Genomic DNA, 15,463 nt, shown 5'->3' with positions numbered 1-15,463 from the left:
ATATATAGTGTTAATTTACAGTTACAAACACAAGCAATACAAAAGAACTCAACTTATTGCAGGAACGGTTATTTTTTGTCCAACGGTTAACATTGAATCAGATAAATTATTTTTCTGGCTAATATACTTAACAACATCTTCTGTAGAATGTCCCTCAACAGAATGATTGGCGGCAATAGTCCAAAGAGACTCTCCTGGTTGTACGGAAATCTCTTTGGTTTGAATAGAATTAAAACCAGCAGTACGTTGCATGGCTGCAGTAATATCTACAAATAAGATTGCTCCAACAAAGAAGGCAACTGTAACTATAAAAGCAAACACTGAAATTAATTGAGAAGAAAGATTTCTCTTGTCATCTTGAGACCTACGGAATGTTGGCTTTAGATTACGTGCTGGTTTATTAAGACCTCCCTCGTAAACCGTAAATTGAGTAACCTTAGGCTTAAGTGCTGTAGAGCCATTAACTGCATATGTTAGATACATACGATCAGACTTCATATCCTTCTCCTCTTTGCTTTAGGTTCTGAGTCATTTATAGAGGAGTACTCAGACACTATTAGGCTTAGAACATTTGTTCTGATTATAAGTATGTACGAACATTTGTTCTTGTCAAGTAAAAACGAACAAATGTTTGCATATTTTTTAGAACAGATGTATTATGCTAATTACATCGTCAAGGAGGATGAAATGCCTAAAGGAAAGCTTAGTGCGCGTCAGCAACAGATATATGACTATATTTGTGTCTATTCTCAAACCCATGGTTTTCCACCTTCAGTTCGTGAGATTGGACGTGCAGTAGGATTGGCATCACCTTCTACAGTTCACATGCACCTCAAATATCTTGAAGATAATGGTTTTATTCATCGTGACTCAAACAAGCCACGTGCTATTGGTGTGGTAAATGAGCAAGATAATTCAGAAACTAATCCAACGAGTAATTCTAAGTTGGCTACGGTATCTCTCGATATTAATAACAATCTTATTTCTTTGCCTGTAGTAGGAAGAGTTGCTGCAGGGCAACCAATCTTAGCTGAACAAAATGTAGAGGAAAGTCTTTCTTTGCCTACCAGTATTGTTGGTGACTACAGTTCATTTATCCTTCGCGTTCGTGGTGACTCCATGATTAATGCTGGCATCTTTGATGGTGATTATATTGTTGTTAAAGAACAGTCGGATGCGCATAATGGGGAAATCGTTGTAGCGCTTATTGATGATTCTGCAACAGTAAAAACGTTCTATCGCGAAAAGTATCGTGTGCGTTTGCAACCAGAAAATGATTCCATGGATCCTATCTATGTTAAGAATCCTAAAATTTTAGGTAGAGTAACAGCACTTATTCGCTCTATTTCCTAATGAAGGACATGCAATCTGTAAGAGTTCATGGATTTGATGCTGTAAGAGGCATAGCTGTTATATCTATGGTGGCATTTCATCTTTGCTATGACTTAGCAACCTTCACAAACGTATCACTACCATGGTTCTCTGGTGTATTAGAAATCATATGGCGCAATAGTATTTCATGGACATTTTTATTTATTGCAGGATGCATGTCTTGCTATTCAAGGAGTAATATCAAACGTTCTTTTAAACTACTCACTTTAGCAGCGACTATTTTTGTCCTCACAAGTATTGTTGCTGTAGACACTCCCATCAATTTTGGAATTATCTTTTGTCTTGGTGCTTCTTCTCTTGTTGTTGGGACCCTACAACAATACAAAATAAAAATTTCTGGCGTTAAGGTGAGCGCCTTACTTATCCTTATGTTTCTAGCTTTATTGCATCTTAATGATGGATACCTTGAATTGATGGGAATTTCATATAAACTTCCTTATGCACTCTATTCAACCCCATATTTTAGTTGGTTAGGTTTACCAGGCCCAGGCTTTACCTCTGGGGATTATTATCCTGTACTTCCCTATACACTTATGTTTCTCGCTGGCTGGTCATTCTGTTCTTCTTGGAAAGAAGCTGGTATTTCAGATCAATTCGTTAACGTATCCTGTAAGCCTCTGGAGTTTATCGGTAAACATGCCTTGCTAGTATATATCTTGCATCAACCATTACTTTTAGGCCTATTGCAGGTTATTTCTTAGCTATTCAGCATCAAGCTTATATGGTTTAAGCGTTTGCTCCATACGAACAGAAACACTGACTGTAGCTATCAGACCACACTCACTATATTCTTCTCGAATAACCTGGGCTTGCTCATGAATCATCTTGAGCAACATGCCCTTATTATAAGGAATGCAAACAGTCATAACACTATTACCAGCCGATGCTTCTTTTGCAATTCTATAGAGCAGTCCATCGGTATTAATTCCTACAAAAGCAGAAACAAACTCCGCCTGAGGAAATGTAATAGAAAGCGTGCGTTTAAGCTCTGGAGTAATGAGGTCGCATTTGTTCAAAACAATAAGCGATGGAATGTCCTGAGCATCAATTTGCTCCAACACCTCATCAACAGCTTGTAGCTGCTTTAACACATGAGGATCACTTGCGTCTGCAACTTTTAACACAAGATCTGCGGCCTTAACTTCTGCAAGTGTAGAGTTAAATGATTTAACTAAGGTAGTTGGAAGCTTTTGAATAAAACCTACGGTATCGGTAAGCGTAATCTTTCTACCTTCAGACAAATCAAGAGAGCGTGTTGTTGGATCAAGTGTGGCAAAGAGTTCGTCTTTTGCATACACATGTGCGCCCGTTAATCTATTAAGAAGTGTTGATTTACCCGCATTGGTATACCCTGCTAATGCTACACGCCAAACACCAGATTCCCAGCGCGCTTTACTTTGTGTAGAACGTCTCTTATCAAGATTGGCAAGCTCTTCTTGCAGCATACCAATACGCTTGCGTACTAAACGACGATCCACCTCAAGCTGACTTTCACCCTGACCAAAACGACTGCCAATACCACCTCGTGTTTGCTCTCCAACAAGATGGCTCCACATGCCACGTAAACGTGGATACAAATATTGAAGTTGCGCCAGCTGAACCTGCAAACGACCTTCTCGTGTTTTTGCATGAACTCCGAAAATGTCTAAAATAAGTGCCGTTCGATCAATTACTTTAGTAGGCTCGCCCAAGATTTTCTCAAGATTTGACTGTTGAGAAGGACTTAGTTCATCATCAAAAATGACAATATCAGCTTCAAACCGCTTTACCATAGAGACAAGTTCTTGAGCTTTACCAGATCCAATAAAAGTTTTAGGAATGGGAGAATCGAGCTTTTGTGTCAGATGGGCTACTACTTCTGCACCGTCAGTTTGAGCTAAACGCTCCAACTCAGCGAGGGATTCCTCAATACTCCACTCCCCTTTTCCAAAATCAACGCCTACCAAAATTGCACGCTCAGGAACTGGTGCGGTCGAAATAGGTTTAAAACGCTGAGGTTTAGTCATATTGATACTAATCTCGTTTCCACTGCTTAATTGAATATACAATGAATTCAAAAGCTTCTTGTTGGCTAAGCTCATCCAAGGAAAGCCATATAGTTCTTTTGTCACGTCTTAGCCAAGAGAGCTGACGTTTTGCATATCTTCTAGTGTGCATCTTGATACGTTTACGAGCCTCATCTATAGAAGTAAGTCCCTCAAATGCATCAATAATTTCTTTGTACCCGATTGCTTTATAAGCGGTTTTAGAATTTCTCAGACCTCTGTTCAAAAGACCTTGTACCTCATCTACAAGTCCTTGCTCAAACATGAGATCAACTCGCTCATCAATGCGTCTATAGAGTTCTTCTCTATTACGCGTAAGGCCAAAAATGAGGACAGAATAATGTGATTTTCTATCAAGAAGACCTTTGTGAATAGAGGCATAAGACTGACCCTGATCACACAACTCCAAAGCACGGATAATACGACGAATATTGTTAGGGTGAATCTCTTGAGCGCTTGCAGGATCTTTTTTTTGCAGTAATGCATAAAGCGCTTCTTTACCTTCATTCTCTACATAGCGAGTATATTTCTCACGAGAAAGACTTTGAACATCTCCAGAAGGAAAATTCATTTCATCAATAACAGCATCGAGATACAGTCCTGTACCTCCACATAAAATAGGCTGGCGTTTCTCAGATAAAAGTGTATCGACGCAGTGACGTGCTTGTTTTTGAAATATATCTACCGAATAATTTTGATTAACATCACACACATCAACCATTTGTAGCTCTACGCGACGCTTATGTATTGGTGTTTTAGCAGTACCAATATCCATACCTCTATACACTTGCATAGCATCAACGGAAATGACAGGAACACAAAAATGCTCCGCCAGTAAATCGGCTAGAGCACTTTTACCAGATGCTGTTGGGCCAACAATGCAAACAACAGGGTTTGTCATCGAGGATCACCAATCATGGGTCCACGTAAGTACCAGGTACGAGCCTCATCAACCTGTATATCTACAATCTTACCGATAAGATCCTGAGCAATCATTTTTTCTGGAATTGGAAAATGAACTGTTTGGTTTTTACGACTATGCCCAACCATAATAGTCTCATCAGACTTAGAGAGACCTTCTACAAGTACCTCAGCAACCGTATGAAGATCAGCTTGATTGGACTTATATGAAAGATCACTTACCAGCTGAGCGAGGCGTTCAAAACGCTCTTGAATAACCTCATGAGGTGTTGGATCAATGATTTTCTCGGCAGGTGTACCGGGACGCTTAGAGTAGATAAAGGTAAATGCAGAAGAAAATCCAACCTCTTCGATCAAAGAAAGCGTCTGTTTAAAATCTTCTTCAGTCTCACCAGGAAAACCAACGATAATGTCTGTGGAAAGCGCAATGTCTGGCATGGAAGCACGTATATTGTCTACTAAACGAAGGTAGTCTTCACGCGTGTAACGACGATTCATCTTACGCAGTACATTAGTAGAGCCACTCTGAACTGCTAAATGTAGATGAGGCATGACAGCTGGAGTTTCTGCCATGGCAGCAATGGTTTGCGTAGACAAATCTTTTGGATGAGATGACGTAAAACGCAGACGTTCGATGCCAGTATTCCCCACACGACGCAGTAACTCTGCAAAGCGCGGCTCGCCGTAAATACTACGGCCATATGAATTGACATTCTGACCAAGTAAGGTGATTTCACGTACACCATCATGAACAAGATGTTCTGCCTCGATAACAATATCCTCGATGTCACGACTGTTTTCTCGACCGCGAACATAAGGAACTATGCAATAGCTGCAGAAATTATTACACCCCGTCATAATGGGCAGCCAGGCATGAAAAGACTGTACTCGGTTGCTTGGCAAATCTGTAGAGAAGTTCTTGTAGGTCTCTTCGGTGTCCGCATACAAAGTTGTGTGACTCTCAGAGCCAAAAGCCTCAGTAAGTAGATGAGGCAAGTTTTGAATGGCCTGTGTACCAAAAACAACATCTACATTAGGAATATTGTTGCGCAGATTTTCTCCATCACGCTGTGCAATACAGCCTCCAACAGCAACAACACGCTTTCCAGCAGCGGGTATAGGGGCACTTACTAAAGAGGAAACTTGACCATATAAACGTGTATCTGCCTTCTCACGCACGCAGCAAGTCATAAAAATATCAGCATCAGCTTCCTCCATTGAAGAAGCCTCGTTCATACCTACAGAATCCAAGAGACCCGAGACGCGCTCGGAATCATGCAAATTCATTTGGCAGCCAAAGGTTTTAATAGAGTAGGTCTTACCTACAAGAACAGGAAAATCAGCCATTAAGAAGTTCTCTCCAAAAACAAACAATTACTCGACAGAAGTTTCTGCCGTAGGTGCAGCTAAACGATGTACATACACAGCAATGCGGATAGCCGTACGATTTTCTCCACCAATGGAAATATCAGAAAATGTAGGAGCACAAGAAATATCAATGCCAGTTGGAATCAAGAATCCACGTGCAATAGCTAAGGCCTTAATTGCTTGGTTAACAGCGCCAGCACCTACACACTGCATGTTTACTGGAGTTCCATCCTTAACCATGCCGGCGATAGCACCAGCAACCGATGCAGGTGAAGACTTGCTTGATACTTTTAGAAACTCCATGTATGTGACTCCTACAAAATGTTTTATGTAAGCATGTATGTACTACGTTTAGGCGGATTCATTTTACGATACCGTTCGGACAAAATAAACGGAAGATTAGAAATGCAGTTAATCGTCCTTATCTATCTCAAAACTTACCGAAATTCTATTTTTAGATACCCTAATTTTTGGTTGACCCGCGAGTGAAACATAATAGCGCTTTGCAATAAGTTCAAAATCACGTTCAAGCAAACGAGAGAAATCATCTAGGTCATCTTGTGATAATTTGAGACCACGACGATCTTTAAGAAGGTCAACTTCATGAGCGCCTAAATCATCTGTAGAGTGTGTTAGTTGAGCAATAACACTACGCTGAGGCTTAATCTGATGAGCAAGGATACGATGGGCGGTACGTTCTGATATATCTAACCCAAGACTTCTTGAAACTTCTTGCAAATCAATAGCATCTGCTGCTGCATATAACCTATGAAGTACCGGTAGAAACTCTAAAGAATCAATAAATAATAGTTCTGTTTCATCAATCTCAGAGCGCACACGGGAGCGAATAGTTGCAACAATCTCTGCAGGAGATCCAAGATATACCGATACCTGAGGTCGTTCTTCTAATGCAAACTCACAGCATGTACGAACAATATTATGAGGACCACGTACCACACTCTGAGCGCCCTCATCATCAGTTCCGATTTGGGGCCAGGTTGATTGATCTGCACGTTCGGATAGTCTGGTGGTGTCAGTTACAATCCGGATGGATGTACCCTTTCCAAGACCAGAGGACATGACACGTGCTTCGTCAGAATTTTCTTTAATAGAATACAAAGCCATACCGCGACCATGAACTCCCCAACGATCCATGTGCATGGATTCTAGCTTGGAGGTTACGCGCGCATCAAAAACCTTTTCTTGCATATACTCTGGAATACCTTGACCATCATCAAGAATAACAATAGAGCGCATATCCCTATCACGCGCAGTTGCCACATAAATATGTTGTGCACCAGCATCGCGTGAGTTACGGAGCATCTCGACAATAACATCCTCAGAGCAGCGAATATCATGCTTTGCCTGACGCCGCTCTGCCTCAGCTACACGTAGACGGACAAACCCCTCGCCTAGGTTTTCCTCAACGCGAAGGGTTTTATCGCCTGATACTGTTTCCACAAAATCAAACAAGTTGTTATGTTTTTGAGCTTCGTTGCTCATAGCCTATTTAGCAATGTCTACTGCTCGAGATTCACGAATAACAACAACGCGAACTTGACCGGGATATTCCATCTCATCCTCAATTTGCTGAGCAATATCATGTGCCAAAACAGTTGCTTCGGAGTCAGAAATCTTTTGAGGCTCAACCATTACATGCAACTCACGACCAGCTTGCATTGCATAGGTACGCTCAACACCATCATGGGCATTAGAGATAGTCTCAAGCTTCTCAAGGCGCTTAATGTAATTTTCTGCAGATTCACGACGAGCGCCTGGGCGAGCTGCAGAAATAGCATCTGCAGCTTGAACGAGAAGATCCATGATGGTATTAGGCTCAATGTCTGCATGGTGGGCCTCGATAGCATGTACGATGTCTGCACGCTCTCCATAACGACGAGCAAAATCAGCACCAATAACAGCGTGAGGACCTTCAACTTCGTGATCGATAGCCTTTCCAATGTCGTGCAACAAGCCAGCACGCTTTACGGGAGTAGGGTCAATACCAAGCTCAGACGCCATAATGGCACAAAGCTCTGCCACCTGTATAGAATGCTGAAGAACATTCTGTCCAAATGACGTACGATAACGCAGTTTACCCAAAATTTTAATAACCTCTGGGTGCAAATCATGCATGCCACAATCAAATGCAGCTTGCTCACCCGCCTCCTGAACTCGCTGATTTACAAGCTCTTCTGCCTTCTTATACATCTCTTCAATTCGAGCAGGATGAATTCGCCCATCTGCAATGAGATTTTCTAGGGCAACACGAGCAGTTTCGCGTCGGACAGGATCAAAACTGGAAAGCACAACGGTTTCAGGTGTGTCGTCAATAACCAGTGAAACACCAGAAATCTGTTCAAAGGTACGAATATTACGACCTTCACGACCAATGATACGACCCTTTAAGTCATCGGAAGGAATATGTACGGAAGTTACGGTAATCTCACCGGCCTGATCAGAAGCACAGCGCTGGATTGCAATAGAAACAATCTTACGCGCGGTTTTCTCGGCCTCTGCACGAACACGAGTCTCGGACTCACGTAAAATCTGAGCTTCTTCCTTGATGGTATCCTTACGAACCCTATCGAGAAGTTCTTTATGTGCGTCGTCGGTGGTAAGTGCAGAAATACGCTCCAACTCTGTGGTCTGTTGAGAAATAATACCGTCTAAATCATTACGCCTGCGGTCAAGCTGGCCTTGCAAGCTGGAAAGTTGATGCTCACGCTTATCAAGTACATCATTGCGACGATCAAGCGACTCCTCGCGTTGCATGATACGATTTTCCATGCTACGAAGCTCGCTCTTGCGCTGACGTTCTTCATTCTCAGATGCCTGCTTCATTTGCAGGATTTCTTCTTTAGCTTCAAGAACAGCTTCCTTACGAGATGTTTCTGCCTGACGCTGAGCATCTGCATGAATCTGCTTAGCCTTATCTTCTGCCTCTTGGATTTTTGCCTGAGCTTCTTGTACGCGCTTTGTATGTGCGTTATTAGCAAAATAATAGGCAATTGCAGCACCTGCAATAAGGCACACAATGCCAATCAAAATCGAAACCGGTTCCATAAAACTGCTCTCCTATAAAAAGTGTATAAGTTAGTTCTGGAATCAATCTATACGGATTGAACCCGTCAAAAGAGCACCTAGGACCGCTATATAGTTGGCAAGACACATCAAAATATATAAAACGTCAACCTATGGCAGACGTAAGTAAACTCAAGTGACTCTATAATCGTATTGAGATACGATGCTCTTGTCAAATTCTTTTATTTGACCTACCTGCATAAATGCAGTAATTCATGAACTCTATTAAAATTTGCATGAATAAAAAATTTAATCTTGGAGATATCGTTTTACTGCATCAGACGAAGCTTTATATGAAAACCCTCGTGATACTAATTTTCTCATAAACTTCTGATAGGCATTCTTCTCTGGAATAAACTTTGTACAAATAAAATCATAAGCACGGTCAGCCTCGCTTTGTTCTTCAAAGAACTTCTCAGGCCATCCATCAACATGATTGGCTTCAATCCCCTTACATAGAAGCTCTCTTTCTATGCGAAGCTTGCCCCAACCCATATATATTTTTGAACGAATAAAAATATCTGCAAAACGCTGATCATTAAGAAAGTTGCATTCCACTGCTCTTGCAATGGCATGTTCGATGCTTTTTTGAGAATATCCATCAAGGCGCAATTTATCAGATGCCTCTTTAACAGAGTAATCTCTTCTGTCAATCATCTTAGTAAGACGTAAAAATGCACAGCTTTCTGAGATACGTCCAAACTCATATAAAACTTCTGCACGTGATTGAGGGTTAATCTCATTCTTTTTTTGAGCAGATATGAGCTTACGTGCAACAGCTATAGGAATATAAAATGTCTCTTGACCTGTTGCCTCAGAGGATATATGTAACTGTGCTTTAGGCTTATGAGCTCCCAATGCAGCAGTGGTGCGCTCTGGAAGCTCACAATCCCATAAAAAAGTATCACAAGGCACAATAGTTATTCTTTATCTAATATTGGTGCACCAACAGGCTCATCACTCAACTCAAGACCACACGCCTCACGAACCTTATGTTCAATTTCAAGGCATAAATCTGGATTAGTGCGTAAAAACTCCTTAGCAGCCTCACGACCTTGTCCCAAACGTTCAGTTTGATAGGTATACCAGGCACCAGACTTGTTAACAATGTCAAAATCTACAGCCATATCCAAGATAGAGCCTTCCTTGGAGATACCAACACCATACATGATGTCAAACTCAGCTTGCTTGAATGGTGGAGCTACCTTGTTTTTAACAATCTTTACGCGTACGCGATTACCAACTACTTCACCGCTTTCCTTAATGGAATCAATGCGTCGAATATCCATACGTACCGAAGCAAAAAACTTCAGAGCACGCCCACCGGGGGTCGTCTCTGGATTGCCAAACATAACACCAATCTTCTCGCGAAGTTGATTAATGAAAATACAGGTAGTCTTAGACTTAGAGAGAGACCCAGCAAGTTTACGCAACGCCTGACTCATTAAGCGTGCCTGCAAACCCACTGTTGTATCGCCAATCTCTCCTTCAATTTCTGCACGAGGAACCAAAGCGGCAACAGAGTCTACAACCACAACATCGATAGCACCGGAACGAACGAGCATGTCACAAATTTCCAAAGCTTGCTCACCGGTATCTGGCTGAGAAATTAAAACATCATCAATATCTACACCAATACGAGCCGCATAACCAGGATCCAGTGCATGCTCTGCATCAATAAATGCAACAATACCGCCAAGAGCCTGAGCTTCGGCCAGGATTTCCAAAGAAAGTGTAGTCTTGCCAGAAGACTCAGGACCGTAAATCTCGATAATACGACCACGGGGAACTCCGCCAATGCCAAGCGCCGCATCCAAAGCAACAGATCCTGTGGGAATTCCTTCCACCTCAAGATCTGGTCCACCATCACCAAAACGCATGATTGCGCCTTTACCAAAGCGCTTCTCAATCTCTGCTGTTGTGGTATCAATCATTTTATCGCGCTCTTCACCTGTTGTTTTAGCGTGAATCTCGCGGTTAACACCTTTGTTTTTTGCCATATGGCTCCCCTTCTCTCACAAAAGAGAATATACGAACATCTGTTCGATGTCAATCACTAATAATCATTTTGTAAGAGGCTTCTAACGTATATCAAACACCTACTAACATATATCTAACAAGCAGCGATTTCATCCAATAAGCTCTGAAGCGCGGTACGGGTAGCTTGCATACGAACAGCATCCCTATTGCCATCAAAATATTTTACAAAACTCTTGCAAGTAAGAGGGGTACATAAGCCAAACCATACTGTTCCAATGGGCTTGCCAGGCTCTGCACCTGTAGGTCCTGCAATACCTGTTACAGATACTGCAATATCCGCTTTTAGCACCTGAGAAACACCTTGAGCCATTTGTTGAGCACATTCAGAAGAAACAGCACCTACGGTGGAGAAAATTTGATTATCCACACCAAGGACATCGTGTTTTACTTCAATTGCATAGCTTGTAACTCCGCCTCGCACAACTGCGCTTGAACCGCTTACAGACGTAAGAGCAGCACTCACCAAACCACCAGTACAAGACTCTGCTACTGCAAGCTGTACATGAGCTTCAGTAGCACATTGCACAACTTGCGTTGCAAGTTCACGAATTTCTCGTTCAAACAAATCTGAAGAAGCTGCAAAAGATGCAGAGTGCGTCATGAGTATTTCCTTGCTAGTCCTCGCCCAAGGCGCTCCAAGACTTAATAAAGTAGTCAATTCCAGACCAAGCGGTTAGTATCATAGCAACACAAAAACTTACTGTAGAAACGCTAAAGACACCGAGCCATAAAATTCCTGCTGGAAGGGTAATAGCCAACATATAGCCACATAATGCCACCATGGTAGTAGCTGTTTTCCATTTACCAAGATTACTTGCTGCAATAACTGTGCCTTTAGAAGCAACGACCATGCGTAAACCAGACACTAAAAACTCACGAGAAATTACCAACACAATAGCCCAAGCCGGGATAGCTCCTTGTTCTAATAGCCAAACCATGCCAGTAACAACTAATAATTTATCTGCAATGGGATCAAGAAACTTACCAAAGACAGTTACCTCTCCCCTGCTACGCGCAAGGTAACCATCTATCTTATCGGTAAGAGACAAGAAGGCAAAGAAACAAAAAATTGCAAAACCGCCCCAGTTAACCTCTACACCATTGCTCTTTGCATATATAAGCTCTGCCATCAAAATCCATGCCGGTATGAGCACAACTCGAATAGTTGTAACTATATTTGCGGCAGTCCAGCGAATACCAGAACCAGGTGTGCTATGAGAAGAATCAGTACACATGTTTTTATGCTTTCCCATCTGCCGTATCCACAAGTTCACCGATTAGTTCGTAACAAAACGAATCCACCAAATCGCAGGTTACAACTTCGCCCACCGCAGCCTCGCCATAGGCAATGTGAACCGCACCATCACAATCAGGCGCTTGGAACCAAGTATGGCCAATAAGTTCAGGGCCATTATCGCCCTCTTCGATTCCATCAATAATAACTTGTACGCGCTCGCCTACATGCTTAGCAGTTGCAGCAAATCCAAGTTGTTCTGTCACATCAATAAGGGCCTGCGTGCGTTCAAGCTTTACTGATTCATCAATCTGATTGGACATTTTTGCACCGCGTGTACCCTCTTCTGGTGAGTACGAAAATACCGAGGTGTAGTCAAACTCTTGTTCGACGAGAAAGTCCATGAGCTCGTCAAAATCATCCTCAGTTTCTCCAGGAAAACCAGTAAGTGCAGTGGTGCGCAAAACCATGCCAGGAATTTCATTACGCAAACGATTAAACACATTACGAAATTCATCCGCATTGCCCGTACGATTCATTGCTTTAAGGACGGAACCCGAGCAATGCTGGATAGGAATATCAATATAAGGCAATACTTCAGGAGTATCGCGAATAGCTGCAATCAAATCATCTGTCATGCCCTCAGGCTGTAGATACAAAACACGAACCCAACCCTGGTAAGGTCGTACAACTTTTCCCACCTGACGCAAAAGCCAGGCAAGGTTGTAAGAATCTTTCATGTCGCTACCCCATACGCCAGTATCCTGACCAATGAGGATAACTTCACGAACACCGCCCCCCATAAGTGCATGAACCTCGTCCAAAATTTCTTCTGCAGCTCTTGACGCATAACGACCACGAATGTAAGGAATGGCACAAAAGGCACAGAAGCGATCGCAGCCGTCAGAGATTTTGACAAAGGCACTTGCACCATCAATCGTACGCAAGGTGAGTTCAGAAAAATCTGTTACAGATGAGCGTTTCTCGATACCCAAAACACTGGAAACAACGTCAACAATGCCATCTTCTTCATCTGTGCGTACAAAGGCAGCAACCTCAGGAAGCTCATTAGGAAGTGCATCGCCATAACGAGAAGGCACGCAGCCGCACATAATAATAGGCTTTTGGCGCACACCAGAGGCTGTTTCCTCCGCAAGCTCAAGTGTAGTCTCGATACTTTCTGTAGTGGCGCTTGCAAGGAATGAGCAGGTGTTTACTAGAACAACATCCGCATCTTCAGCCATAGCAGCATCACAATAACCACTATTGCGCAACAGGGCACGCATACGGTCAGTATCAACTTCATTTTTTGCACAGCCAAGCGTGACATAACAAACAGATGGCATAAAAGAACTGTCCTAACGATAATTAACAAATTGAAGCGGCTGATCATAGTCCTTCTCGCGAAGGAAGCTAATGACCTGCTGAAGGGCATCCTTGGAAGCAGAAGTAACACGGAGTTTATCGCCCTCTACTGTAGCTTTAACCTTAAGCTTTTGATCACGAATGTCCTTGGAAATTTTCTTGGCAAGCTCCTGCTCAATACCTTGAACAATGTGACCAACTAAGCGAATGGAAGAGCCCGTTGCAGCCTGAGGCTTATCCCATCGAACAGCCTTAAGGTCAACCTTACGCTTAACAAGCTTGCTATTTAAAACATCAGTTACCTGCGAAGCAGTAAACTCAGAAGGAGCATGAACGGTAATCATACCATCTGCCTTGGAAAGTTCAATGGTGGCACCAGTATCTTTAAGGTCATAGCGCTGCGTAAGTTCACGAGCAGTCTGCTGAAAAGCGTTATCTACTTCTTGCATGTCTACCGTAGATACGACGTCAAAACTAGAATCTTTGGCCATAGCAATTCTCCTTTACCTATTGCTCGAAGATGAGTTGGATGAAGAACTAGAGTTCTTGGAATCTTTTGAGGATCCCTCTGCGCTTTTATTTTCGTTAGCATCAGTGCCATTATCTGCAGCGTCTGTAGTTGCAGCCTGAGGATTAGTTCCCTGAATGGTAATGCTTCCTACTCCACTTGCACGTTCATCAAAACGAACATTCTCACCGTTTTTTGTAACGTTTACAGCCGAAGTATCATTAACCTGAATGGTAATTTCCTTAGTAACGGTATATGTCTTTGACCAGGGGCCCGTAACGGTTTGCACGACCTCAGAAGTACCGTCATTGGTAATTTCAAGCCAAGTAACTGCACCGTCTTCGACACTAACCTTTACCACTGTTTCGGTAATAGGTGCGGCAGTAGTAGTAGCCGGCTCGGCTTCGGTGGTAGCAGTAGTGCTGGCAGCCGCTGTACTAGAAGCAGCAGGAGTTGCAGTAGAAATAGCAACTGTTTTTTTGTCATCAGTAACCCTGCTTGCACAAGAACGAACAGCTGTAGATACCAAGATGATGAGTAAAACCGCCAAAGCAATCAAAATAGTTGCAATAGCACGCACTCGGTCAGAGAAAAAATAGCTCAAAAAACCTATAATGCCAGGTTCCTGAGGTACTGTGTTACTTCGTCTATTGCGCAGCTGCCTACGATTAAGTTCATCATTTCGCTTGACCAAAGGTCGATTAGTAGAAGCAATGTTACGGTAGGAATGCCTGCCTTGACGTGAAGAAGCGGTTTCGTACCTGCGTGCATTGTTCTCAATACGCAAATCATCCGTATACTGATTGGTTGATGGACGACGAGAAACCACATCACCCGTACGTGGTGTTATTGCACGTGCCTGACTTTCTTGGGAATTGGACGTATTACGAGAACGTCGAGAAGAACGACGCGGACTTGTATATGCTGAAGAGGCAGAGCTGCTCGTATAAGGGCGACCCTGTGGATACGAATCACGAGACTGTGACATCATATTAGTGCTCGTAGCATCATAGCTGCGGGTAGCAGGACTACCTTGCTGATATAACTCCGAGCGAGAACGAGCCTGAGAAGTAGTCTCAAAAGAACCCGTGCGTCCAAGCAAGGGATTCTCGGGAAGTAGATGGGGAGGCTCGGGCAAATTAGAGTTAGAAGAGCGTCTACCTACAATAGGAAGCTCGTAGCTTGACCCTTCCATAGGCCCTCGTCCATGCACACCATCACGAGTACGACGTCGCAGCTCATGAGACATAACGCCATTAGTATGCTCGTATAAGTCCTCTTGGAACTGATCCACAACCTCACGTGGATTCAATCCTAAATAGCGTGCATACGAAGAAAGCATGCCCTGAGCATATCCTGACTTAGGAATGGAAGTGAAGTCTGCTTCCTCAAAAGCAATAAGCGCCTGCTCTTTTAGTTTAAGCACACGAGCTGCTTGCTCAATAGTTAAGCCAAGCTGCTCGCGGCGGTTACGCAACATCTCGCTAAAACGTGGATAAGCCATGG

16 protein-coding genes are annotated in these 15,463 nt (G+C 42.9%); 2 read left to right on the top strand and 14 right to left on the bottom strand.

The features are described 5' to 3' along the window. Positions 1-48: 48 nt before the first annotated feature. Positions 49-498, bottom strand: coding sequence for a LysM peptidoglycan-binding domain-containing protein (locus tag G469_RS08545; RefSeq protein ID WP_035425408.1), 450 nt, complete (start codon positions 496-498; stop codon positions 49-51). A gap of 189 nt (positions 499-687) precedes the next feature. On the opposite strand from G469_RS08545, the gene lexA reads away from it, so the two are divergent. Both lexA and G469_RS0105745 read left to right on the top strand, forming a co-directional pair. Further along, positions 688-1,353: a transcriptional repressor LexA gene (lexA, locus tag G469_RS0105750; protein WP_028264238.1), complete on the top strand. Its 666-nt coding sequence runs from the start codon at positions 688-690 to the stop codon at positions 1,351-1,353. Between the two features lie 8 nt (positions 1,354-1,361). Continuing rightward, complete coding sequence (locus G469_RS0105745; RefSeq protein WP_245579124.1) at positions 1,362-2,093, top strand: heparan-alpha-glucosaminide N-acetyltransferase; 732 nt, start codon at positions 1,362-1,364, stop codon at positions 2,091-2,093. Here G469_RS0105745 and hflX read toward each other — a convergent pair whose 3' ends face one another. The 13 genes from hflX to G469_RS0105680 all read right to left on the bottom strand — a co-directional run bounded on the left by hflX (position 2,094) and on the right by G469_RS0105680 (position 15,461). Then, positions 2,094-3,398, bottom strand: a complete 1,305-nt coding sequence (gene hflX, locus G469_RS0105740; protein ID WP_028264236.1) for a GTPase HflX — start codon at positions 3,396-3,398, stop codon at positions 2,094-2,096. It lies immediately after the preceding gene. 7 nt (positions 3,399-3,405) lie between these two features. After that, positions 3,406-4,338 (bottom strand): tRNA (adenosine(37)-N6)-dimethylallyltransferase MiaA, encoded by a 933-nt coding sequence (miaA, locus tag G469_RS0105735; protein ID WP_028264235.1) that lies wholly within the window; start codon positions 4,336-4,338, stop codon positions 3,406-3,408. Then, positions 4,335-5,705: a tRNA (N6-isopentenyl adenosine(37)-C2)-methylthiotransferase MiaB gene (miaB, locus tag G469_RS0105730; protein WP_028264234.1), complete on the bottom strand. Its 1,371-nt coding sequence runs from the start codon at positions 5,703-5,705 to the stop codon at positions 4,335-4,337. Before miaB ends, miaA begins: the two co-directional genes overlap by 4 nt. Before the next feature lie 27 nt (positions 5,706-5,732). After that, entirely contained in the window at positions 5,733-6,029 is a 297-nt protein-coding gene (locus G469_RS0105725; RefSeq protein ID WP_028264233.1) for a stage V sporulation protein S, read from the bottom strand. Between the two features lie 108 nt (positions 6,030-6,137). Continuing rightward, a complete protein-coding gene (locus tag G469_RS0105720) occupies positions 6,138-7,229 on the bottom strand; it encodes an ATP-binding protein (RefSeq protein ID WP_028264232.1) in 1,092 nt (363 codons plus the stop codon). 3 nt (positions 7,230-7,232) lie between these two features. After that, positions 7,233-8,792, bottom strand: a complete 1,560-nt coding sequence (gene rny, locus G469_RS0105715) for a ribonuclease Y (RefSeq protein ID WP_028264231.1) — start codon at positions 8,790-8,792, stop codon at positions 7,233-7,235. Between the two features lie 267 nt (positions 8,793-9,059). Beyond that, positions 9,060-9,725: a regulatory protein RecX gene (locus G469_RS0105710; protein ID WP_035425407.1), complete on the bottom strand. Its 666-nt coding sequence runs from the start codon at positions 9,723-9,725 to the stop codon at positions 9,060-9,062. A gap of 5 nt (positions 9,726-9,730) precedes the next feature. Then, positions 9,731-10,810, bottom strand: a complete 1,080-nt coding sequence (gene recA, locus G469_RS0105705; RefSeq protein WP_028264229.1) for a recombinase RecA — start codon at positions 10,808-10,810, stop codon at positions 9,731-9,733. Positions 10,811-10,923: 113 nt separating this feature from the next. Beyond that, positions 10,924-11,451, bottom strand: coding sequence for a CinA family protein (locus G469_RS0105700; RefSeq protein WP_051353797.1), 528 nt, complete (start codon positions 11,449-11,451; stop codon positions 10,924-10,926). Between the two features lie 13 nt (positions 11,452-11,464). Continuing rightward, the gene (pgsA, locus tag G469_RS0105695; protein WP_028264227.1) at positions 11,465-12,085 is read right to left on the bottom strand and encodes a CDP-diacylglycerol--glycerol-3-phosphate 3-phosphatidyltransferase; all 621 of its coding nucleotides are present in this window, start codon (positions 12,083-12,085) and stop codon (positions 11,465-11,467) included. Between the two features lie 4 nt (positions 12,086-12,089). Then, entirely contained in the window at positions 12,090-13,430 is a 1,341-nt protein-coding gene (gene rimO, locus G469_RS0105690; protein ID WP_028264226.1) for a 30S ribosomal protein S12 methylthiotransferase RimO, read from the bottom strand. 12 nt (positions 13,431-13,442) lie between these two features. Then, the gene (locus G469_RS0105685; RefSeq protein WP_028264225.1) at positions 13,443-13,940 is read right to left on the bottom strand and encodes a YajQ family cyclic di-GMP-binding protein; all 498 of its coding nucleotides are present in this window, start codon (positions 13,938-13,940) and stop codon (positions 13,443-13,445) included. A 12-nt stretch (positions 13,941-13,952) separates the two neighbouring features. After that, a complete protein-coding gene (locus G469_RS0105680) occupies positions 13,953-15,461 on the bottom strand; it encodes a helix-turn-helix domain-containing protein (protein WP_028264224.1) in 1,509 nt (502 codons plus the stop codon). Positions 15,462-15,463 lie beyond the last annotated feature (2 nt).

The organism is Atopobium fossor DSM 15642 (assembly GCF_000483125.1).
GTDB lineage: Bacteria > Actinomycetota > Coriobacteriia > Coriobacteriales > Atopobiaceae > Atopobium > Atopobium fossor.
This window is presented reverse-complemented; position numbering and strand designations above follow the sequence as displayed.

What these genes read in the sequence shown, in the direction of transcription:
- G469_RS0105725 (WP_028264233.1), bottom strand. Translation starts at nt 6,029, where the DNA reads ATGGAGTTTCTAAAAGTATCAAGCAAGTCTTCACCTGCATCGGTTGCT.
- pgsA (WP_028264227.1), bottom strand. Translation starts at nt 12,085, where the DNA reads ATGTGTACTGATTCTTCTCATAGCACACCTGGTTCTGGTATTCGCTGG.
- G469_RS08545 (WP_035425408.1), bottom strand. Translation starts at nt 498, where the DNA reads ATGAAGTCTGATCGTATGTATCTAACATATGCAGTTAATGGCTCTACA.
- rimO (WP_028264226.1), bottom strand. Translation starts at nt 13,430, where the DNA reads ATGCCATCTGTTTGTTATGTCACGCTTGGCTGTGCAAAAAATGAAGTT.
- recA (WP_028264229.1), bottom strand. Translation starts at nt 10,810, where the DNA reads ATGGCAAAAAACAAAGGTGTTAACCGCGAGATTCACGCTAAAACAACA.
- G469_RS0105700 (WP_051353797.1), bottom strand. Translation starts at nt 11,451, where the DNA reads ATGACGCACTCTGCATCTTTTGCAGCTTCTTCAGATTTGTTTGAACGA.
- G469_RS0105745 (WP_245579124.1), top strand. Translation starts at nt 1,362, where the DNA reads ATGCAATCTGTAAGAGTTCATGGATTTGATGCTGTAAGAGGCATAGCT.
- miaB (WP_028264234.1), bottom strand. Translation starts at nt 5,705, where the DNA reads ATGGCTGATTTTCCTGTTCTTGTAGGTAAGACCTACTCTATTAAAACC.
- miaA (WP_028264235.1), bottom strand. Translation starts at nt 4,338, where the DNA reads ATGACAAACCCTGTTGTTTGCATTGTTGGCCCAACAGCATCTGGTAAA.
- G469_RS0105685 (WP_028264225.1), bottom strand. Translation starts at nt 13,940, where the DNA reads ATGGCCAAAGATTCTAGTTTTGACGTCGTATCTACGGTAGACATGCAA.
- hflX (WP_028264236.1), bottom strand. Translation starts at nt 3,398, where the DNA reads ATGACTAAACCTCAGCGTTTTAAACCTATTTCGACCGCACCAGTTCCT.
- rny (WP_028264231.1), bottom strand. Translation starts at nt 8,792, where the DNA reads ATGGAACCGGTTTCGATTTTGATTGGCATTGTGTGCCTTATTGCAGGT.
- lexA (WP_028264238.1), top strand. Translation starts at nt 688, where the DNA reads ATGCCTAAAGGAAAGCTTAGTGCGCGTCAGCAACAGATATATGACTAT.
- G469_RS0105720 (WP_028264232.1), bottom strand. Translation starts at nt 7,229, where the DNA reads ATGAGCAACGAAGCTCAAAAACATAACAACTTGTTTGATTTTGTGGAA.
- G469_RS0105680 (WP_028264224.1), bottom strand. Translation starts at nt 15,461, where the DNA reads ATGGCTTATCCACGTTTTAGCGAGATGTTGCGTAACCGCCGCGAGCAG.